Genomic DNA, 20738 nt, shown 5'->3' on the forward strand with positions numbered 1-20738 from the left:
ATCCACTACCCCGATGGATCAATTGTTGAAGCGCCCATCGCCATGTGGTCGATGGGCGTCTTTTTTTGCTGCGCCGATATCGCGTGCGGACCGCCGGCCCGATCGCCCGGCGTTCTGTATCATGTGCTGGCGCGCTGGCCGCCCGTGTGGCCGCACGACTGCCACCGCGCCCGATCACACGCCGCCAACATGAACGACACCGCCTTGCACGACTCCTCATCCGCCGGCATCGATCCGGCCGCGCTCGATGCGCTGCACACGTTCGTCGAGCGCCATCCGCGGCTGCTCGTGCTGACCGGTGCGGGCATCAGCACCGATTCCGGCATTCCCGGCTATCGCGACCGCAACGGCCAATGGATGCGCTCGCCGCCGATCCAGCTGCACGAATTCCTCGGCTCCGACGCGGCGCGCCGACGCTACTGGGCGCGCAGCATGATCGGCTGGCCCGTGGTCGGCCATGCGCAGCCGAACCGCTCGCACGTCGCGCTTGCGCGGCTCGGCGGCACCGGCCGGATCGAGCGCCTCGTCACGCAGAACGTCGACGGCCTGCATCAGCGCGCGGGCAGCGACGACGTGATCGAACTGCATGGCGGCATCAACGGCGTCACGTGCCTCGATTGCGGCGCGCATCACGCACGCGCGACGATCCAGGCCGTGCTCGAAACGGATAACCCCGAACTGCTGGGCGCGCAGGCGGAGCCGGCCGCCGACGGCGACGCGCATCTCGAATGGGCCGCGCTCGACACGTTCCGCATTCCGGCCTGCCCGGCCTGCGGCGGGCTGCTGAAGCCGGCCGTGGTGTTCTTCGGCGAGAACGTGCCGCGCGAACGCGTCGCGCTGGCGTCGCAGGCGCTCGATGCGGCCGATGCGCTGCTGGTCGTCGGCTCGTCGCTGATGGTGTATTCCGGCTACCGTTTCTGCGTGTGGGCCCAGGCGCAGCACAAGCCGGTCGCGGCACTCAATCTCGGCCATACGCGCGCCGATCCGATGCTGACGCTGAAGGTCGAGGCGCCGTGCGCACCCGCGCTCGATGCGCTCACCGCACGGCTGGGTCTTCGCGGCAACACGACGGAGCTTGCATCTTGACCGGCACGATACCTTCGCCCGATCCGTCCGCGCGGCTGTCGGCGCCCGCGGCCGAGCGCAATCGCGGACCGATCCTCGACGTGCTGCGCCGCGTGCTGCCGGCCAGCGGCAGCGTGCTCGAGATCGCGAGCGGCACCGGGCAGCACGCGGTCCATTTCGCGCAGGCGCTGCCGGGCCTGCACTGGCAGCCGAGCGATCCCGACGCGCATGCACGCCGCTCGATTTCCGCGTGGGTCGCGCATGCCGGCCTCGCGAACCTGGCCGAGCCGCTGGCGTTCGACGTGCGCGACGCATCGTGGCCGGCCGCGGCACTCGATGCGATCGTCTGCATCAACATGATTCATATCTCGCCGTGGGCATGCACCGACGCGCTGTTCGACGGCGCGTCGCGCGTGCTGCGACCGGGCGGCGTGCTGTTCCTGTACGGCCCGTACCGCCGCGCAGGCCGGCACACGGCGCCGTCCAACGAAGCCTTCGACCAGCAATTGCGCAGCCGCGACCCGTCATGGGGCGTGCGCGATCTCGAAGCGGTCGTCGCGCTGGGCCTCGACCGCGGGCTCGACTGCATCGAAGTGGTCGAGATGCCGGCCAACAACCTGAGCGTCGTGTTCCGGCGCCTGCCGCACGCGGAGCAATGACACGCCCGCGCGCATCGCGGCCGGGTTTCCACTATCCTTTCGCCTGTGCGCGCGGCCCGGCTCGGGTCGCGCCCTGTTTTTTCCGGAGAATTGACTAATGGGCAAACAAGCAATCGGTGTGATCGGGCTCGCGGTGATGGGCCGCAATCTCGCACTCAATATCGAGAGCCGCGGTTACGCGGTGTCGGTGTACAACCGCAGCCGCGAGAAAACCGACGAACTGATCGCCGAATTCCCCGGCCGCAATCTGGTGCCGACCTATACGCTCGAGGAGTTCGTCGCGTCGCTCGAAACGCCGCGCCGGATCCTGATGATGGTGAAGGCCGGCGAAGCGACCGATGCGACGATCGCATCGCTCAAGCCGCTGCTCGAGAAGGGCGACGTGCTGATCGACGGCGGCAATACGCATTTCACCGACACGATCCGCCGCAACCAGGAACTCGCGCAATCGGGCCTGCACTTCATCGGCACCGGCGTGTCGGGCGGCGAAGAGGGCGCGTTGCGCGGCCCGTCGATCATGCCCGGCGGCCAGCGTGACGCGTACGACCTGGTCGAGCCGATCCTCAAGCAGATCGCCGCGAAGGCGCCGTCGGACGGCGAGCCGTGCGTCGCGTACATGGGCCCCGACGGTGCCGGCCACTACGTGAAGATGGTCCACAACGGGATCGAATACGGCGACATGCAGCTGATCGCCGAGAGCTATGCGGTGCTGAAGGACGTCGCGGGCCTGACCAACGACGAACTCGGCGCGGTATACACCGAGTGGAATCAGGGCGAGCTCGACAGCTACCTGATCGAGATCACGTCGAAGATCTTCGGCAAGAAGGACGACGAGACCGGCAAGCACCTCGTCGACGTGATCCTCGATCGCGCCGCGCAGAAGGGCACCGGCAAGTGGACGAGCCAGAACGCGCTGGATCTGGGCGTGCCGCTGCCGCTCATCACCGAGTCGGTGTTCGCACGCGTGCTGTCGTCGCTGAAGACCGAGCGCGTCGCGGCCAGCAAGATCCTGTCGGGCCCGGCCGCCGCGCCGTTCGACGGCGATCGTGCCGCGTTCATCGAAGCGGTGCGCCGCGCGCTGTACCTGAGCAAGGTGATCTCGTACGCGCAGGGCTTCGCGCAGTTGCGCATGGCGTCCGAAGAGTACGGCTGGAGTCTCGATCTCGGGACGATCGCGAAGATCTTCCGCGCGGGCTGCATCATCCGCGCGCGTTTCCTGCAGAAGATCACGGACGCGTACGCGAAGGATCCAGCGCTCGCAAACCTGCTGCTCGACCCGTACTTCAAGGACATCGCCGCGAACTACCAGGCATCGCTGCGCGACGTCGTGGTGGCCGCGGTGAAGGCAGGCGTGCCGGTGCCGGCGTTCGCGTCGGCGGTCGCATACTTCGACAGCTACCGTTCCGAGCGTCTGCCGGCGAACCTCGTGCAGGCGCAGCGAGACTTCTTCGGCGCGCACACGTTCGAGCGTACCGACAAGCCGGGCAGCTTCCACGCGAACTGGTCGTAACCGGCCGGCGAGGCGGCATTGTTGCGAAATTCTATTCTTTAAGTAGGGTTTTTCGTTTCCGGATTCCGGAATTGTTGGCTCCGCGGAAACAGTGTTTTCGTTCTTTCATGGTTTTCCCTAGGTGATCTCGGGACTAAACTTTGTTCCATCGCTGCAGACATGGTGTGTGCGGCGGAGCAAAAAAAATCCCGGAGGTAATCATGAAATCGCTGATCGCAACGTTCGCTGCAGCTGCCGTTCTCGCCGTTCCCGCCGTGTCGTTTGCCCAACAGAACGCGCCCGTCACCCGTGCGCAGGTGAAGGCCGAACTGGCCACCCTGCAACAGGCTGGCTACAAGCTGGGCAGCGACCGTACCGACTACCCGGCAGGCATCCAGGCAGCTGAAGCCCGTGTGAACCCGCAACAAAACCTCGCCGCTGCCGACACGAGCGGCTACGGCGCGCAACCGGTCGCCCAGCAAGAGTCGGGTGCCCCGGCAGTCGCCAAGACCGGCTGGCAAGTGAAGCGCGTGTCGGATGGCGCACCGATCTACAAGGGTCGTTAATCGTTCTCGATCACGGGCCGCATACGCGGCCTGATCCGACCCCGCGCAGTACACGCAGCCCGTCGTTCCGCATCACGGAACGACGGGCTGTTTTCATTGGCGGCTTCCGCCGCGTCAATGCAGCGGCCGCGGGCCGCGGCCGATGTCCCGGAACAGCGCGTCGGTCGGCTCCAGCGCCTGCAGCCACGCCTCGTCGTAGCCGCTCAGCGTGTCGAGCGCGTCGCGCAGCCGTTCGATCGCGAGCACCGGCAGCTCGACGCTGTGCCGGGTGGCGCCGCTCAGGTGCGCGATGCTCGCGAGCTGGACGAGGGCGTCCGCGGCTTCGGCGACGTCGGTCGCGAACAGCAGGTGCCGGTTGAGCAACTCGACGAGGCCGCTGGAACCGGCGAAATCCTCGGCGTTGAGCTGCACGGACAGAAAGGTCGCATTGTTCATTTTTTATCTCCTCGTTATCGCTGGATCGTGCGGTGCATCTTCGAGTATAGGAGGCGGCTGGCAGCAGGGCGGTCGTTGGCGCGATACGGCCGGCTGCATCGGTACGGCCGGCCGGAAGTCGGCCGGACGCCCGCGCGGCGCGGCTTGCGGCCCGCCGGCACCCGTCAGCGGCACCGCAAGATTGTTGCGGGATCGGGCGCCTGTCGCGGCCCTGACCGCGACAAATGGTATCTTTGACGACCGGGACGACGTGAAAAAGGTGCGAAAAAGGGGCCGGTGAGCCCGTTCGCATCGACGTTCCGCTGTGGAAACTGACGGCCGCGAGAGCGGTCGGATACTGGTTGGTCCGGCCGTCCGGCCGGACATCGTGCGTCGCGCGCCGGAGGGCGGTGGGCGGCGCGACGACGCAAATCCGGGAGGACCCTTGAGAAAAACGATTCCGATCCACGAGGCGCTCGCGCGCTGGTTGCCGCAGGCGGCGTTCGTCGTCGCGGCCGCCGCGCTGACGGGCTGTACGATGACGCCGTGGACCGACAGCTGGCAGCCGGTGCGCCCGTCGACGCCAAGGTCGGCCGCGACGCCCGGCGTGATCGCCGGCTATTACCGCGTGAATCCGGGCGACACGCTCGCCGGCATCGCCGCCGCCTACGGGCAGCGCGTGCAGGACGTGGCCAGCTGGAACCACATGTCACCCAATGACGCCGTGTCGCCCGGCCAGGTGCTGCGCGTCGCGCCGCCGCCTGCCGCGACGTCGCTCGGGCAGCCGCCCGCCGCGGCCGCGCAACCCGGCTCGCTCGCATGGCCGGCCACGGGCATCGTCGCGACGCCGTTCTTGGCCGGCAAGACGCGCGGCATCGTGATCGCCGCGTCGGGCCCCGACCATTCGGTGCGGGCAGCGGCAAACGGGCGGGTGGTCTACGCCGGGGCCGGCGTCAAGGCGTACGGCCCGCTCGTGATCCTGAAGCACGACAACGGGCTCATCACGGCTTACGGGCACAACGGCAAGCTGCTCGTCAACGAAGGCGATGCGGTGCGTGCGGGCCAGCCGGTCGCCGAGATGGGCACCGACGCGAGCGGCCGCGCGACGTTCGAGTTCGAAGTCCGTCAGAACGGCAAGGTCGTCGATCCGCTGAACTTCCTGCCGCGCAACGGCGGCTGACGCACCGCCGCGTCACGGCGTGTGCGCCTGATGGCGCACACGTTCCCGCCTTCAACCTTCCTTGAGCGCCGCGGTGCCGGACTGCCTCGCATGATTGCCGAGCCAGCGAATGCCGAGCGCGAGCCCTGCCGCGCCGAGCGCGATCAGCGAACACTGGATTGCGACCGGCAGGTACCCGTGCGGCCGCGGATCGACGAATGGATAGGGATACCAGTTCTCCACCGCGCCGCGTACGAGCGTATAGCCGAGATAGACGACCGGAAAGCCCAGCCACGCGAACGCGCTGCGCCACGGGATCGGCGAGCGCGGCTCCACGTACAGCCAGTCGCACAGCACCACGAGCGGCACGATCCGGTGCAGGACCCAGTTGTTGAGGGCCGGCGTGATGTGGCGCAGCGCATCGAGCCGTGCGAGCAGCAGTTCGTAGACGATCGCGGTGATCAGTACGTAGAGCACGGCGGCGCCGCGCATCGATTCGTAGCGGGCCGAGCCGGGGCGCGTGATGCGCGACAGCCCCGCGACCAGCATCGCGGCCGCATAAAGGCTGCTCAATTGCGTGAAGTAGCTGAGATAGTTGCCGAGATGAAAGGTCGGCATGCCCCAGTAGTCGGCGACGCTGTGCAGCGTGGTGGATACCGCGAGCAACGCGGCGATCAGCCGGTAGGCCGCAACGAAGAACGCTTTGCTCATGATGCCCGCGCAACGTCGCACCAAAGCTTCATCGTGCCACAGCCGCCGGCGCACGCGATGCGGATTTTCCATATGACGGCGCCGTGGTGCAGGGCTGTGCGGATTCTTCGGATATTTGATCCGGTCGCGCAATGCCGGCCGCACGTGAAGCTACAATCGGGGCAGCTGCCGGGTACCGGCCAGCCGCGGCACGTGCCTGCCCCGCATACCACACGAGAAACATGAGCACCGCATGAAAAACATCCTCGCGAAACAGACGCGCTACAGCTCGCCTGCGATCTTCTTCCACTGGGCCGTCTTCCTGCTGGTGGCGCTGGCCTACCTGGCCATCGAGATTCGCGGACCGAAAGGCAGCGACAGTCGCGTGTTGTGGTCGAACGTCCACTACCTGGCAGGCACGTTCGTGCTGGTGCTCTCGGTGCTGCGCGTGTTGTGGCGGATGATCAGCCGTGTGCCGGAGCCCATTCCGCAGGCGACCATCCTGAAGTGGCTGTCGAAGCTCGCGCATTTCGCGCTGTATGTATTCATCATCGCCCAGCCGCTGCTCGGTATCATGATGATCAACATGGGCGGCAAGCCCGTGTCGCTCGACTGGATCGGCGTGTCGTTCACGTTGTTCGGCCCGGACACGGCGCTGCGACCGACGATCAAGGAAGCGCACGAACTGATCGGCAACGCGTTCTACTTCGTGATCGGCCTGCATGCGCTGGCCGCGCTTTACCACCACTTCGTCCGGCGCGACGACGTGCTGCGACGCATGGCGCCATGATCGCCGCGCGCTGAAGGCGCGCAGCTGCCGGGGGCGCATGGTTGCGTTGACAACCATGCGCCCCCGGTCCGTTTACCGCGATACGCGACTGGCCATCGCGGCGAACATTCTGTACCATCTCGGCTGTTTTTACATTCCGCTTACGCGTCGCCGCGCATGCTGCACCGACATCGTCACCTGACCGCCTGGCTCGGCGTGTTCGCGATCTGGCTCGCGATCGCGGCGCCGATGGTGTCGCAGTGGCGCATCGCACACGCGGCAACGCCCGACGCGATTGTCTGCAGTACCGAGCATGGCGCGCATCGTGCGCCCGATGCCGGCCATGCGCACGATCTCGCACTGCATCTCGATGCGTGCGGCTATTGCGGCTTTTTCGCGCATAGTCCCGCGATCGGCGGCGCGGTCGCCGCATCGTTCACCCCAGTCCCGGTCCATGACGTTTCCGCCGCCGCGCCGCATGTCGTCGCGGCGCGCGCCGACCGCTATCCGCGCGCGTATCCACGCGCACCGCCCGAGCGCGCCTGACGCGCTGTCTTCCGTTTCATTCATCGCCGATATCCGTGCGGTCTATCGAGGCCGCGCGGAGGGCGTCACTCGGGCTTTCGATCATGACCATTCTCTCTTTGCGCACGCCGAGGGCGTCGCGCCATTCCCGTGTGCGGCGCGTGCCGCGCATGCTGAAACTCACCGTTCCCGCGCTGGCCGTCAGCGCGATGACCGCGGCGGCTGCCTCGGCCGAATCCGCGCGGGCGGCCGGTGCGCCGACGGACGACGCGGCCGCGCTGCTGCCGCCCGTCGAAGTCGTCGCATCGCCGCTGACGACGCCGCTCGTCGTCGTCACGGATCCGAAGACGCCGCGCCAGCCGCTGCCGGCGAGCGACGGCGCGGACTACCTGAAGACGATTCCCGGCTTCACGTCGATCCGCAGCGGCGGGACGAACGGCGACCCCGTGCTGCGCGGGATGTTCGGATCACGGTTGAACATTCTCGCGAACGGGATGCCGACGCTCGGCGCGTGCCCGAACCGGATGGACGCGCCGACCTCGTATATCGCGCCGGAAAGCTACGACAAGGTCACGGTCGTGAAGGGCCCGCAGACCGTGCTGTACGGCCCCGGCGCATCCGCCGGCACCGTGCTGTTCGAGCGCGTGACGCCACGTTTCGAGCGCCCCGGCATGCGTTTCGACGGCAGCGTGGTCGGCGGGTCGTACGGCCGCAACGACCAGAACGTCGACGTGACGGCCGGCACGCCGGACGTCTATGGCCGTGTGATCGCGAACCACGCGCATGCACAGGACTACAAGGACGGCAACGGCAATACCGTGCCGTCGCAATGGGACAAGTGGAACGCCGACGCGGCGCTCGGCTGGACGCCCGACGATCACACGCGCGTCGAACTGACGGTGGGCGCCGGTGACGGTTATGCGCGCTACGCCGGGCGTGGGATGGACGGCGCGCATTTTCGCCGCGAGACGTTCGGCCTGTCGTTCGACAAGCGGCATCTCGGCGACGTGCTCGACCGGATCGAGGCGCGCGTGTACTACAACGAAGCCGATCACGTGATGGACAACTATACGTTGCGGCAGCCCGACCCGACCGGCCGCATGCCGATGCGGATGGCATCCGAGGTGCGGCGCCGCACGCTCGGCGCGCGGGTCGCCGCGACGTTCCGCTTCGGCGACGACTTCAAGCTCGTCACCGGTGTCGACACGCAGTCGAACCGGCTCGACGCGCGCTCGGCGATGGGGCGGCAGAACTACGGCGACCAGCCGTGGAACGCGCAGGCGACGATGTGGAATGCAGGCGCGTTCGGCGAACTGACGTGGTACGCGAGCGATGCGTCGCGCGTGATCGGCGGCGCGCGGGTCGATTACGCAAGTGCCCGCGACAAGCGTGCGACGACGAGCGGGATGATGGCGAGCAAGCCGAATCCGACTTTCGACGACGATCGCGCGCGCGTGCTGCCGAGCGGCTTCGTGCGCTACGAGCGCGATCTCGCGTTGCTGCCGGTCACGTGGTACGCGGGGATCGGTCATGCGCAACGCTATCCGGACTACTGGGAGCTGTTCTCCGCGAAGCGCGGGCCGGCAGGGTCGATCAACGCGTTCTCGGCGGTGCAGCCGGAGAGGACCACGCAGCTCGACATTGGCGCGCAGTACAGGAGCGACCGGTTCGATGCATGGGTGTCGGCCTACGCAGGCTATGTGCAGGACTACATCCTGTTCGACTACGCGGCCGGGATGATGGGCCCGACCACGCAGGCGACCAACGTCAACGCGCAGGTCATGGGCGGCGAAGCCGGCGTGTCGTGGCGGCTGGTCGCGCCGCTGCGCGTCGAGACGTCGCTCGCCTATGCGTGGGGGCGCAACGCGACGAGCGGCGATCCGTTGCCGCAGATGCCGCCGCTCGAGGCGCGCTTCGGACTCGAATACACGCGCGGCGCATGGTCGGCCGGCGGCTTGTGGCGGGTCGTTGCGCCGCAGCATCGCTATGCACTGAACGAGGGCAACGTGGTCGGCAAGGACTTCGGCCCGAGCGCCGGGTTCGGCGTGCTGTCGCTGCATGCGCAGTACAACGTTGGCAAGAAAGTGCAGATCTCGGTCGGCGTCGACAACGTGCTGGACAAGGCCTATGCCGAGCACCTGAACCTCGCTGGCAACGCGGGCTTCGGTTATCCGGCGAACGCGCCGGTGATGGAGCCCGGCCGAACGGCATGGGTGCGCGTGAGCACGAAGCTGTAACGCGCGGCGCGTGTGCGATGCAGCATGCGCGCGCCTGAACGCGGCCCCCGCTCGAATGGGCGGGGCGCGTCAACCGATTAGAGAACCGTATCTAGTCAGGGCGCAAACGTTCGCGACTCGTGCTTCACTCCCGCATTCGACGCACACGGTGCTTGCGGCTGTCAGCGCCATACCGTGCGCGTCGATCCGATCTCATTCGCACCGGCAGCACAATAATCAGGAGAACATGCATGGCCAGATCGATGCGTTCCAGGGTGGTGGCAGGGGCAGTGGCATGCGCGATGAGCGTCGCGCCGTTCGCGGGGGCGACCGCGGTGATGACGCTCGCGACGACGCACGCGGCGATGGCGGCAACCGCGCCGGCGGACAACTACGCGGCGACGCGTTATCCGATCATCCTCGTGCACGGGCTCACCGGCACCGACAAGTACGCCGGCGTGCTCGAGTACTGGTACGGCATCCAGGAGGACCTTCAGCAGCACGGTGCGACGGTCTACGTCGCGAACCTGTCGGGGTTCCAGAGCGACGACGGCCCGAACGGACGCGGCGAACAGCTGCTCTCTTACGTGAAGACGGTGCTCGCCGCGACCGGTGCGACCAAGGTCAACCTGGTCGGTCACAGCCAGGGTGGCCTCACGTCGCGCTATGTCGCGGCCGTCGCGCCCGATCTCGTCGCATCGGTGACGACGATCGGCACGCCGCATCGCGGCTCGGAGTTCGCCGATTTCGTGCAGAGCGTGCTCGCCTACGACCCGACCGGCCTGTCGTCGTCCGTGATCGCTGCGTTCGTCCATGTGTTCGGCATCCTGACGAGCAGCAACAACAACACGAACCAGGACGCACTTGCCGCACTGAAGACGCTGACGACTTCCCAGGCCGCCACGTACAACCAGAACTATCCGAGTGCGGGCCTCGGCGCGCCGGGCAGTTGCCAGACGGGCGCGCCGACGGAGACCGTCGGCGGCAATACGCACCTGCTGTATTCGTGGGCCGGCACGGCGATCCAGCCGACTGTTTCCGCATTCGGCGTCACCGGTGCCGCGGACACCAGCACGCTTCCGCTGATCGACCCGGCGAACGCGCTCGACCTGTCGACGCTCGCGTTGCTAGGCACCGGCACGGTGATGATCAATCGCGGCTCGGGCCAGAACGACGGGCTCGTGTCGAAGTGCAGCGCACTGTACGGGAAGGTACTGAGCACGAACTACAAGTGGAACCATCTCGACGAGATCAACCAGTTGCTCGGCGTGCGTGGTGCGTATGCTGAAGACCCGGTCGCGGTGATCCGCACGCATGCGAACCGGCTGAAGCTCGCGGGCGTGTGATCGATGACGGCACGTGAAGGACGCGCGCCGCTCGCGCGGCGCGTCGCGATCTACGGTGCGGCAGGGCTGGCGGCGATCGCCGGCGTCGCGATCTGGAGCGGTGCGGCGTCGCATCGCGGTGCCGACGCGGCGCCCACGTCGACCGACGCTGCGGCGCTCGGCGGCGTGAGCGCCGCACCGCCGCCGGCCGCGTTGCCGGCGAGCGCGGGTTTACCGTCGTCGCTTGCCGGTTCCAGCGCACCGCGGCTGCCGCTCGATACCGGCAGCCATCTCGCGAAGTCGCGCGCGGTGCGCGATTTCTTCGACTACTGCCTGGCCGCGCAGAGCGACCTGAGCGCGACCGCGCTCGATGCGCTCGTCGTGCACGAGATCGCCGCGCAGCTCGACGGCACGGTGGCGCAGCCCGAGGCACTCGACGTCTGGCATCGATACCGTGCGTATCTCGACGCGCTCGCGAAGCTGCCGAACGCGGGCGCGGTCGACAAGTCCGACGTCGGCGCGCTGCAACTCGCGCTCGACCAGCGCGCGTCGATCGCGTACCGGACGCTCGGCGACTGGAGCCAGCCGTTCTTCGGCGCCGAGCAGTGGCGGCAGCGCTACGATCTTGCAAGGCTGAAGATTGCGCAGGACCGAACGCTGACGGATGCGCAGAAGGCGGAGCGGCTCGCGGCGCTCGCGCAGCAGATGCCGGCCGACGAACGCGCGGCACGGGAGAAGGCCGACCGGCAGCAGGCCGCGATCGACGAGATCGCGCAGTTGCAGAAGAGCAGGGCGATGCCCGACGCGATGCGCGCGCAACTGGCCCAGACACTGGGCCCCGAAGCCGCAGCGCGCGTCGCGCAGATGCAGCAGGACGACGCGTCGTGGCAGAGCCGCTACGCCGACTATGCGGCGCAGCGCGCGCAGATCGACGCGGCGGGGCTGTCGCCGCAGGATCGCGATGCGCAGATCGCCGCGCTGCGGCAGCGCATGTTCACGAAGCCCGGCGAAGCGGTGCGCGCGGCGTCGCTCGATCGCGGCGCGGGTGCCGCGCAATGACGCAAGCGGTCATGCCGCGCGCGTGAAGTGCCGTGGCAGATGCCGTTCGATGGTGGCTGCGAGCGTGTTGAACGCGGGGCTGATGCCTTCGTGCGCGACGCACGCATAGCCGAGCAGCAGCCCGCGCTGCGCGGTGTCCGGGCTGCTGTAGTAGCTGGTCAGCGGGCGCACGATCACGCCTGCGTCGAATGCGCTTTGCGTGACCGCGTGATCGTCGCACGTGTCGGGCAGGCCGAGCACCAGATGCAGGCCGGCCTCGTCGCCCATCACGGGCAGCGCGTCGCCGAAGCGCGCATGGATCGCGTCGATCAGCAGTTGCCGGCGCTCGCAATACAGCGTGCGCATCCGCCTGACGTGCGAAGTCAGGTGCCCGTCCATGATGAATTCGGCGAGCACGGCCTGCTGCATCAGCTGACCCTCCCGATACAGCTCCGACAGCCCGGTGCGGAACGTGTCGACCAGATGCTCGGGCACGACCATGTAGCCCATCCGCAGGCCCGGGAACAGCATCTTGCCGAGGCTGCCGACATAGATCACGCGGCCGCTGTCGTCGAGCCCCTGCAGCGACGCGAGCGGGCGGCTGCCGTAGCGAAATTCGCTGTCGTAGTCGTCTTCGATGATCCAGCAGCGGTGTTGCCGCGCGTACTCGAGCAGCATCCGGCGTCTCGCGAGGCTCATCACCATCCCGAGCGGATACTGGTGCGACGGCGTGACGAGCACGAGCCGCGGCGGATGCCGCATGTCGCTCGCACGCGGATCGAGCCCTTCCTGGTCGACCGGCACCGGCATGAGCGTGAGGCCGGTCGCCTGCAGTACGCTGCGCACGCCCCAGTAGCACGGTTCCTCGACCCACGCGCGATCGCCGATGTCGGACAGCAGGCGCACCGCGAGATCGATCGACTGATGGATGCCGGTCGTGATGATCACCTGGTCCGGCGAGCATTTGACCGAGCGCGCGACGCGCAGGTAATCGGCGAGCGCGCGGCGCAGCGGCCGGTAGCCGCCGCCCGGCGCATAGGTCAGCAACTCCGGATTCGCTTCCTTCCACAGCCGCGCCTGCAGGCGGCTCCAGGTGCGGCTCGGGAATTCCGACACGTCCGGCACGCCCGGCATGAACGCGCCCCACTGGCGCCGCGACACGCCCGCATGCTCGATCAGTTGCCGTCCGCGCATCGACAGGCCGCCCTGCGCGTCCGCCAGCAGTGCCGCACCGACATCGGACGGCGGCGGCGCGACGCCCGGCACGCGGATCGCGGCGGCGTCCGGCCGGGTGTCGGCCACATAGGTGCCGCTGCCGGTCGTCGTCAGTACGTAGCCCTCAGCCGTCAGCTGGTCGTACACGTGCAGCACGGTATTGCGCGCGATCGACAGGTCGGCCGCCAGCGTGCGCGAGCTCGGCAGCTTTGTACCTGGCCCCAATTCCCCGGTGAGAATGGCTTGCTGCATCAGTTGCAGCAGTTGCCGGTACATCGGCTCGGACGAGCTGCGATCGAGACGGGCCGAGAGCCAGTCGGCGAGGATCACGGTATCCAAAGTGGTTCTACTTGGAATATTGAAATGGTTCCCTAGTATAGAACCGTGGGCGCCGTATAGTGGCTCGCATCTCAAAAACATTTGTCGCGCAGCAAGGGGACAGCCACGATGAAGTCCGATGATGTGATCGTCAGCTTTCGCGGCGTGCGGAAGACCTACGACGGCGAGACGCTGGTCGTCAAATCGCTCGACCTCGATATCCACCGAGGGGAATTCCTGACGCTGCTCGGGCCGTCCGGCTCGGGCAAGACCACCTGCCTGATGATGCTGGCGGGCTTCGAGTTTCCGACGGGCGGCGAGATCCGCCTCGACGGCGAGTTGCTGAATGCCGTGCCGCCGCACAAGCGCAACATCGGCATGGTGTTCCAGAACTACGCGCTGTTTCCGCACCTGACGGTCGAGCAGAACGTCGCGTATCCGCTGACGGTGCGCAAGCTGTCGGCCGCCGAGCGCGCGGAGCGCGTCGCGCATGCGCTGAAGATGGTGCAGATGGAACGCTTCGCGAAGCGCTATCCGGCGCAGTTGTCGGGCGGCCAGCAGCAGCGTATCGCGCTCGCGCGTGCGCTTGTGTTCGAGCCGAAGCTCGTGCTGATGGACGAGCCGCTCGGCGCGCTCGACAAGCAGTTGCGCGAACACATGCAATACGAACTGAAGGCGCTGCACGAGAAGCTCGGCGTGACCTTCGTCTACGTGACGCACGACCAGGGCGAGGCGCTGACGATGTCCGATCGCGTCGCCGTGTTCGACAAGGGCATCGTGCAGCAGCTCGATACCGTCGACCGCCTGTACGAATCGCCGTGCAACGAATTCGTCGCGAACTTCATCGGCGACAGCAACCGGCTGCGCGGCACCATTGCGCGCGTCGACGGCGAATTCTGCGAATTCCGGCTCGACGACGGCACGCAGCTCGTCGGGCGCCGCATCGGCGACGTGGCCGAAGGCGCGCCGGCCGTCGCGTGCATCCGCCCCGAACGCATGAGTCTGGCGAACGGTCACGCAAACGGCACCGCCAACCGCGTGACCGGCGAGGCGCGCAGCCTGATCTATTTCGGCGATCACGTGCGCATGCGCTGCGCGCTGCCGGGCCAGGACGAATGCTTCGTGAAGGTGCCGCTCGGCACGGGCGCGCTCGACGCGTTCTCGCCCGGCGCACCGGTGTCGCTCGCATTCGCGCCCGAGCACCTGCGCGTGTTCGCCTGACGCAGGTTTTCCTGTTTTTCCGCAGCACGTCGTCAACAACAAAGCCCACTTCCACCACGAGAGGAGAGGAACCATCATGAACGGAGCAAGCTTTACCGCGCGTCGCACCGCGCTCGCACTGGCACTTGCAGTCGTCGGCGCATCGGCCTCGGCGGCCGAACTCACGGTCGTCAACTTCGGCGGCGCGAACGGTGACGCGCAGAAGGCCGCATTCAACCAGCCGTTCGAGAAGGCGACCGGCAACAAGGTCACGGCCGTCGAGTACAACGGCGAGCAGGCGAAAGTGAAGGCGATGGTCGAGGCGAAGCACGTCAACTGGGACGTGGTCGAAGTCGAATCGGGCGACCTGAACCGCGGCTGCGACGAAGGGCTGTACGAGAAGCTCGACTGGTCGAAGATCGCGAAGAAGTCCGACCTGATTCCCGAAGCGCCGCAGGTGTGCGGCGTCGGCTTCTTCGTGTGGTCGACCGCGCTGTCCTACAACGCGGACAAGCTGAAGACCGCGCCGACCGGCTGGGCCGACTTCTGGAACGTGAAGAAATTCCCGGGCAAGCGCGGGATGCGCAAGGGCGCGCGCTACAACCTCGAGTTCGCGCTGATGGCCGACGGCGTCCCGACGAAGGACGTGTACAAGGTGCTCGGCACGAAGGCCGGCCAGGATCGCGCGTTCAAGAAGCTCGACGAACTGAAGCCGTACATCCAGTGGTGGGAAGCGGGCGCGCAGCCGCCGCAGTTCCTGGTCGCCGGAGACGTCGTGATGTCGACCGCGTACAACGGCCGCATCGATGCCGCGCAGAAGGAAGGCAAGAACCTGAAGGTGGTGTGGAGCGGCAGCATCTACGACCTCGACTACTGGGCCATTCCGAAGGGCTCGCCGAACAAGGCGCTGGCCGAGCAGTACATCGCGTACACGCTGACGCCGAAGCCGCAACAAGGGTATGCACAGCACATCGCGTACGGCCCGGCGAACGTCGCGGCGATCAAGTCGCTCGACGCGAAGACGCTCGCGAACCTGCCGAACTCGCCGGCGAACGGCAAGAACGCGGTGCTGGAGGACATCGGCTTCTGGACCGACCACAGCGACGAGCTCGAGCAGCGCTTCGCCGCGTGGGCGACGAAGTAATAGTCCGTCAGATGTCCTGATGCAACCTGCCGCGCGGCGCGTCGAACGCGTCGCGCGGCATTCCGCCGGATCGAGCCCGGCCGGAGAGAACCGTTGAACACGATGACGATCGCTCCTTCCTCGCCGTCGACAGCCGCGCTCAAGCGCGAACTGAAGGCTGCCGAGGCCCGCAAGCGCACGATGGCGTTGCTGTTGATCGCGCCGCTCGCGATCTTCCTGTTGCTCATTTTCGTCGTGCCGATCGGCACGCTGCTCACGCGCGCGGTGCAGAACCCCGAGATCGCGACCGCGCTGCCGAACACGATCGCCGCGCTGTCGGGCTGGGACCGCAAGGCGCCCCCGGCCGACGCCGCGTATGTCGCGCTTGCGGCCGACATGACGAAGGTCGCCGACAGCGAGGCGATGGGCGCGCTCGCACGGCGCCTGAACACCGAGATTCCCGGCTACCGCTCGCTCGTCGCGAAGACGGCGCGTGCGATGCCGCTGAAGGGCGAGGACGGCGCCGCAGCGCTGACACCCGCGCAGACACGCACGAAACTGCTCGACCTCGATTCGCGCTGGGGCGACGTTGCGTACTGGCAGGCGATCGCGAAGAACGGCAGCCACGTGTCGCCGTTCTACCTGCTCGCCGCGCTCGACCACAAGCAGGACGGCTTCGGCCAGATCGTGCCGGCCGATCCAGACCAGTCGATCTATCTCGCGATCTTCGGCCGTACGTTCGTGATCGGCGTCGCGGTCACGCTGTTCGCGCTGCTGCTCGGCTACCCGCTCGCGTACTGGATCTCGACGCTGTCGGAGCGTCGCGCGAACCTCGTGATGATCCTGGTGCTGATCCCGTTCTGGACGTCGGTGCTGGTGCGCGTGGCCGCGTGGATCGTGCTCCTGCAAAGCGAGGGGCTGATCAACACGGCGCTGATCGGCAGCGGGCTGATCTCGCATCCGCTGACGCTGCTGTTCAACCGCGTCGGCGTGTACATCTCGATGACGCACATCCTGCTGCCGTTCATGATCCTGCCGCTCTACAGCGTGATGAAGTCGATCCCGCCGACCTACCAGCGTGCGGCCGTATCGCTCGGCAGCCATCCGTTCGCCGCGTTCTGGCGCGTGTACGTGCCGCAGACCTATCCGGGCGTCGGCGCGGGCGCGCTGCTCGTGTTCATCCTCGCGATCGGCTACTACATCACGCCTGCGCTGCTCGGCGGGCCGAACGACCAGATGGTCAGCTACTACGTCGCGTACTTCACGAACGTGACGATCAACTGGGGCATGGCGTGCGCGCTCGGCGGGCTGCTGCTCGCGGCGACGCTCGTGCTGTATGCGGTGTACGGGCGCTTCACGCGCACCAACGTGAGCCTCGGCTGAGCGCCCGGGCAGGAATACGCAACGAAACGGGAAGGGGATGCCGACCATGAAACTCGCCAGGCCGCTGTTCGCGCCGCACATGTCGTTCGTCGAACGCGCGTGGTATGTCGCGCTGCGCGTGCTCGTCGTGCTGACGCTGCTGTACCTGATCCTGCCGGTGCTCGCGATCGTGCCGCTGTCATTTTCTTCGAGCACGTTCCTCGTCTATCCGATCCCGGGCTTCTCGACGCGCTGGTACGAGAACCTGATCGCGTCCGACGAGTGGCGGATGGCCGCGAAGAACAGCTTCATCGTCGCGCCGTCGGCGACGATCGTCGCGACCGTGCTCGGCACGCTCGCCGCGATCGGCCTCACGAAGGCGGACTTCCGCGGCAAGGGCCTCCTGATGGCCGTGCTGCTGTCGCCGATGATCGTGCCCGTCGTCGTGGTCGGGGTCGGCATGTACCTGTTCTTCGCGCCGCTCGGGCTCGCGAACACCTACACGGGGCTGATCGCCGCGCACGCGGCGCTCGGCGTGCCGTTCGTCGTGACGACGGTCGCCGCCACGCTGCAGGGCTTCAACCAGAATCTGGTGCGTGCGAGCCTGTCGCTCGGCGCGAATCCCGTCACGACGTTCTTCCGCGTGACGCTGCCGGTGATCGCGCCGGGCGTGATGTCGGGCGCGCTGTTCGCGTTCGCGACGTCGTTCGACGAAGTCGTCGTCACGCTGTTCCTCGCGGGCGCGGACCAGACGACGCTGCCGCGCCAGATGTTCACCGGGATCCGCGAGAACATCAGCCCGACGATCGCCGCGCTCGCGACGATCCTGATCATCTTCTCGACGAGCCTGCTGCTGGCACTCGAATGGCTGCGCGGACGCAACGCGCGACGCGCGGTGTCGTGACGCGGCACGGGCGGGACAGCCGCGCGGTATCCGATGCGCAAGCCGGCGCGCGCGAGGCCGTTGCCGCGCGCACCGGCGTTCACATCACGCTCAGAAGCCGCCCGTCTGGATCAGCTTGTTGAGGTTCGCGATGTTCAGGCTGCCGAAGCCGGTCGTCAGATCCCAGCCGGTGCCTGCGGTATAGCCATACCCCTGATAGCCGTTGTTTCCCGACACGACGTCATGGCGCACGAGCGACGGGTTCGACGGAATGTCGGCGTAGAACTTGCCGGCCGGGAAGCCGAGGCCCGTGCCGTTCGCCGCGAGCAGCCGTGCCCAGAAGCCCGTGAAGATCGGCGCGGCGAGGCTCGTGCCGCCGATCTGCTGCAACTGGCCGTAGTTGTAGATGTACGCGCCCGTGCTTTGCGCGGCATCGAACGACACGTCGGGCAACTGACGGTTGCTGCCCGACTGCCACGACGGCGCCGGCAGGATCGTGCTGACGCCGCCGCCCGTCGCCCACAGCTTGCCGTTGCCGTCGAGGCCTTCGTTCCATACCGTTTCGTTCGAGAACGCGCCCGCAGACGTGGTGTACAGCGTCGTGCCGCCGATCGCGAGCACGTGCGGCGACGCGGCCGGCCACGACACCGTGTAGTTCGCGCCGTCCGGATAGCCGCGGTTGTTGCACTCGTACACGCCTTCGTCGCCCGACGACACCGAGAACGTCTGGCCTTGCGCGGCGGCCGTCGTGAAGATCTGCTCTTCGGCATCGATCGTGCCGTCCGTGTTCGCGTCGGTCTCGCACCAGCCGAGCGAAACGTTGATCACTTTAGCGGTGTTGTCCGACACCGCGCGGTTGAACGCCTGCGTGAGCCCGGTATTGCCGGCCGCGTTCAGGTCCGCCATGTAGAACATCAGCTTGCCGACCTGGCCGCCGGCCGAGCCGACGATCGACTGGCTGTCGAGATCCCATTCGCCCTGGCCGCTCTGGTCGTCGCTGTAGCTGCCGGTCGTGCCGGTGCCGTTGGTTTTCACGGTCTGGGTCGAGACCGTGCCGTAGCCGTTAGCCGACGTGAACTGCTTCAGGTCCTGCAGCGTCTGCGACACGCCGCCGATCGTGATGATGCCGACGGTCACGCCGGCAGCGGTCGGCACGCCGGTCGCGTTGTAGAGGCCCGGGAATTCCTTCGGATAGTGGCCCGTGGCCGTGCCGGCTGCGAGCGCCTGCGGCTTCGCGACGTTGCCGATGCGCAGCATCGGCCGTGCGTGCGCGACGTTCTGCAGCCCCAGCACCGAGCCGACGACGCCGCCGAGCGCATGCGGCACCTGCGCGGTCGATGCGTTCGCGAAGCCCGAGCGGCCCGCGTACTGGAAGTGCACGAGTGACGTGTTGAAGGCGGTCTTCACCGTGCCGGCCGTGCCGCGCGCGGACACCAGCAGACGGTTCGGCGCGACCTCGATGTTCACGAAGCCGCTCTTGCGCAGATAGTCGACGACCGAATTCACCTGCGCTTCGGTCGGCGCGTAGCTGGCGAGGAACTGCTCGTGCGTGAGGTACTGGCGGTAATGCGCGTTGCCGGGCCGGTTCACGTCGTGTGCGAGCTGCTTGAGCTGTGCGGCGTTGCGCAGCTTCAGGCTGATGACGACGTCGGTCGTCTCGCCGGCCGCGAGTTCGAGCGACGGCGCCGCGCTGCGCGCCATCAATTGCGGGCCGGTCAGAAAGGCCTTCGTGTGGGTGTCGACCCAGTCCGTCGTCGCATGCGCCGCGCCAGCGGCGAACACGAACGGGACCGCGCACGCAAGGCGGCGAGGCGACGGAAGGGGGAGGGCAAACCAGGCGTTCCTTTTCATCGGGAGTCCTTTTTAGGAGAGACGACGTTGCTGGAGCCCCCGGCCCTTGTGGGGCCGCGAGCGCAGACGAGCGTAGGGCGTCGGTGCCGTTCAGGCAGCTGCCAGTTTCCATAGCTGTCAGTTCTGACATGGGCGTGCGGCCAGGCGTGTAGCACGTGGCGCGCTGCGGCAGGCGGCGCGAATCCGCAAGGGAACCGGTTCGCGGCACGTGGCAATGCGACGCTTACCGTTCGTATGCGTGAGTCGCTCGTCGCTGCGACGGGAGGTGCGCGGAGACGGCTTGGACGATTGCGTACGCGCATGATTTGCGATCGGCCGCCGCCACATGCGGTGTCGCACTATGTGGTCAAACGAAGTGAGGTGGCCGGGGCGGGTGCGTGGATGCACGAAAAAGGCGCCGGCGGAGCCCGCGTGTTTCCCGAATTGTGGAACAGCGCGTCGTGCAGTCTTGCGGACGGCTTTCGATCACAAGTACGACGCCGCAAATTAGAGTAAATGCTCGAGTCAGAAGGGTGGAACGATCGCTGTCCGGGAGGGAAGCGAAGCTGCCGTGACGTGGCTACTCCTGCCTGGTGCGGCCGCAATGAAATGCGGTAGCGATCGGCTACGTCAGCTTTCCGCCATCGCTCAATTTGGATTGGACCGTCGGGCGCATCGGGCATGTCGCGCGGCGAAGAGCTATGCGACAGCAGCGTGGATTTAATCGAGCGAATCGGTAGCAGGGAAACGCCAAATCCATTTTTGCTCGATCGGGACGCGTTAGCGGATTCGGCTTCAAATCCCGGTTCCTGCCAATTTCAGATTCGTCCTATGGCGGCTTCGCCCCTTACCCGGTTAAAGTCGCGCGGCCTATTCCGCAAACGTTTTCGGA

Annotated in this window: 18 protein-coding genes; 14 read left to right on the forward strand and 4 right to left on the reverse strand. The window is 67.2% G+C overall.

Features of this window, described 5'->3' with window-relative positions:
* Positions 1–189: 189 nt before the first annotated feature.
* From AC1Z3W_RS05480 to AC1Z3W_RS05495, 4 genes are all read left to right on the forward strand, one after another.
* On the forward strand, positions 190–1086 hold the full coding sequence (locus AC1Z3W_RS05480) for an NAD-dependent protein deacetylase (protein ID WP_124832417.1): 897 nt from the start codon (positions 190–192) through the stop codon (positions 1084–1086).
* Entirely contained in the window at positions 1083–1724 is a 642-nt protein-coding gene (locus AC1Z3W_RS05485) for a DUF938 domain-containing protein (protein WP_175824421.1), read from the forward strand. Before AC1Z3W_RS05480 ends, AC1Z3W_RS05485 begins: the two co-directional genes overlap by 4 nt.
* A 97-nt stretch (positions 1725–1821) precedes the next feature.
* Positions 1822–3234 carry an NADP-dependent phosphogluconate dehydrogenase gene (gene gndA / locus AC1Z3W_RS05490; protein WP_124832415.1) on the forward strand — a complete coding sequence of 471 codons (1413 nt, stop codon included), beginning with the start codon at positions 1822–1824 and terminating at the stop codon, positions 3232–3234.
* A gap of 200 nt (positions 3235–3434) precedes the next feature.
* The gene (locus tag AC1Z3W_RS05495; protein ID WP_057923968.1) at positions 3435–3779 is read left to right on the forward strand and encodes a DUF4148 domain-containing protein; all 345 of its coding nucleotides are present in this window, start codon (positions 3435–3437) and stop codon (positions 3777–3779) included.
* Between the two features lie 114 nt (positions 3780–3893).
* Here AC1Z3W_RS05495 and AC1Z3W_RS05500 read toward each other — a convergent pair whose 3' ends face one another.
* Positions 3894–4214 carry a hypothetical protein gene (locus AC1Z3W_RS05500; RefSeq protein ID WP_124832414.1) on the reverse strand — a complete coding sequence of 107 codons (321 nt, stop codon included), beginning with the start codon at positions 4212–4214 and terminating at the stop codon, positions 3894–3896.
* A gap of 424 nt (positions 4215–4638) precedes the next feature.
* Here AC1Z3W_RS05500 and AC1Z3W_RS05505 point away from each other — a divergent pair, with 424 nt between their 5' ends.
* Positions 4639–5373, forward strand: a complete 735-nt coding sequence (locus AC1Z3W_RS05505) for a peptidoglycan DD-metalloendopeptidase family protein (protein WP_483507173.1) — start codon at positions 4639–4641, stop codon at positions 5371–5373.
* A gap of 51 nt (positions 5374–5424) precedes the next feature.
* On the opposite strand, the gene AC1Z3W_RS05510 is transcribed toward AC1Z3W_RS05505, so the two are convergent.
* The gene (locus AC1Z3W_RS05510; protein ID WP_057924147.1) at positions 5425–6063 is read right to left on the reverse strand and encodes a Pr6Pr family membrane protein; all 639 of its coding nucleotides are present in this window, start codon (positions 6061–6063) and stop codon (positions 5425–5427) included.
* Positions 6064–6295: 232 nt separating this feature from the next.
* Here AC1Z3W_RS05510 and AC1Z3W_RS05515 point away from each other — a divergent pair, with 232 nt between their 5' ends.
* The 5 genes from AC1Z3W_RS05515 to AC1Z3W_RS05535 all read left to right on the forward strand — a co-directional run bounded on the left by AC1Z3W_RS05515 (position 6296) and on the right by AC1Z3W_RS05535 (position 11936).
* Positions 6296–6832, forward strand: a complete 537-nt coding sequence (locus AC1Z3W_RS05515) for a cytochrome b (RefSeq protein WP_057923965.1) — start codon at positions 6296–6298, stop codon at positions 6830–6832.
* Between the two features lie 156 nt (positions 6833–6988).
* Positions 6989–7357 carry a DUF2946 domain-containing protein gene (locus AC1Z3W_RS05520; protein WP_483507174.1) on the forward strand — a complete coding sequence of 123 codons (369 nt, stop codon included), beginning with the start codon at positions 6989–6991 and terminating at the stop codon, positions 7355–7357.
* A gap of 83 nt (positions 7358–7440) precedes the next feature.
* Positions 7441–9573, forward strand: coding sequence for a TonB-dependent copper receptor (locus AC1Z3W_RS05525; protein ID WP_483507175.1), 2133 nt, complete (start codon positions 7441–7443; stop codon positions 9571–9573).
* A gap of 230 nt (positions 9574–9803) precedes the next feature.
* Complete coding sequence (locus tag AC1Z3W_RS05530) at positions 9804–10898, forward strand: esterase/lipase family protein (RefSeq protein ID WP_175824424.1); 1095 nt, start codon at positions 9804–9806, stop codon at positions 10896–10898.
* A gap of 3 nt (positions 10899–10901) precedes the next feature.
* Entirely contained in the window at positions 10902–11936 is a 1035-nt protein-coding gene (locus AC1Z3W_RS05535) for a lipase secretion chaperone (RefSeq protein ID WP_124832410.1), read from the forward strand.
* Between the two features lie 9 nt (positions 11937–11945).
* Here the strand turns inward: AC1Z3W_RS05535 and pdxR are convergent, their stop codons facing one another.
* Entirely contained in the window at positions 11946–13469 is a 1524-nt protein-coding gene (gene pdxR / locus AC1Z3W_RS05540; RefSeq protein ID WP_124832409.1) for a MocR-like pyridoxine biosynthesis transcription factor PdxR, read from the reverse strand.
* A 108-nt stretch (positions 13470–13577) separates the two neighbouring features.
* On the opposite strand from pdxR, the gene AC1Z3W_RS05545 reads away from it, so the two are divergent.
* The 4 genes from AC1Z3W_RS05545 to AC1Z3W_RS05560 all read left to right on the forward strand — a co-directional run bounded on the left by AC1Z3W_RS05545 (position 13578) and on the right by AC1Z3W_RS05560 (position 18037).
* A complete protein-coding gene (locus AC1Z3W_RS05545; protein WP_483507176.1) occupies positions 13578–14669 on the forward strand; it encodes an ABC transporter ATP-binding protein in 1092 nt (363 codons plus the stop codon).
* Between the two features lie 76 nt (positions 14670–14745).
* Positions 14746–15792 carry an ABC transporter substrate-binding protein gene (locus tag AC1Z3W_RS05550; protein ID WP_483507177.1) on the forward strand — a complete coding sequence of 349 codons (1047 nt, stop codon included), beginning with the start codon at positions 14746–14748 and terminating at the stop codon, positions 15790–15792.
* Between the two features lie 102 nt (positions 15793–15894).
* On the forward strand, positions 15895–17154 hold the full coding sequence (locus AC1Z3W_RS05555; RefSeq protein ID WP_483507830.1) for an ABC transporter permease: 1260 nt from the start codon (positions 15895–15897) through the stop codon (positions 17152–17154).
* 46 nt (positions 17155–17200) lie between these two features.
* Positions 17201–18037, forward strand: a complete 837-nt coding sequence (locus AC1Z3W_RS05560) for an ABC transporter permease (RefSeq protein ID WP_041490811.1) — start codon at positions 17201–17203, stop codon at positions 18035–18037.
* A gap of 90 nt (positions 18038–18127) precedes the next feature.
* Here the strand turns inward: AC1Z3W_RS05560 and AC1Z3W_RS05565 are convergent, their stop codons facing one another.
* Entirely contained in the window at positions 18128–19867 is a 1740-nt protein-coding gene (locus AC1Z3W_RS05565; RefSeq protein WP_483507178.1) for a S53 family peptidase, read from the reverse strand.
* Positions 19868–20738 lie beyond the last annotated feature (871 nt).

The organism is Burkholderia sp. 10_S31, from assembly GCF_056930375.1.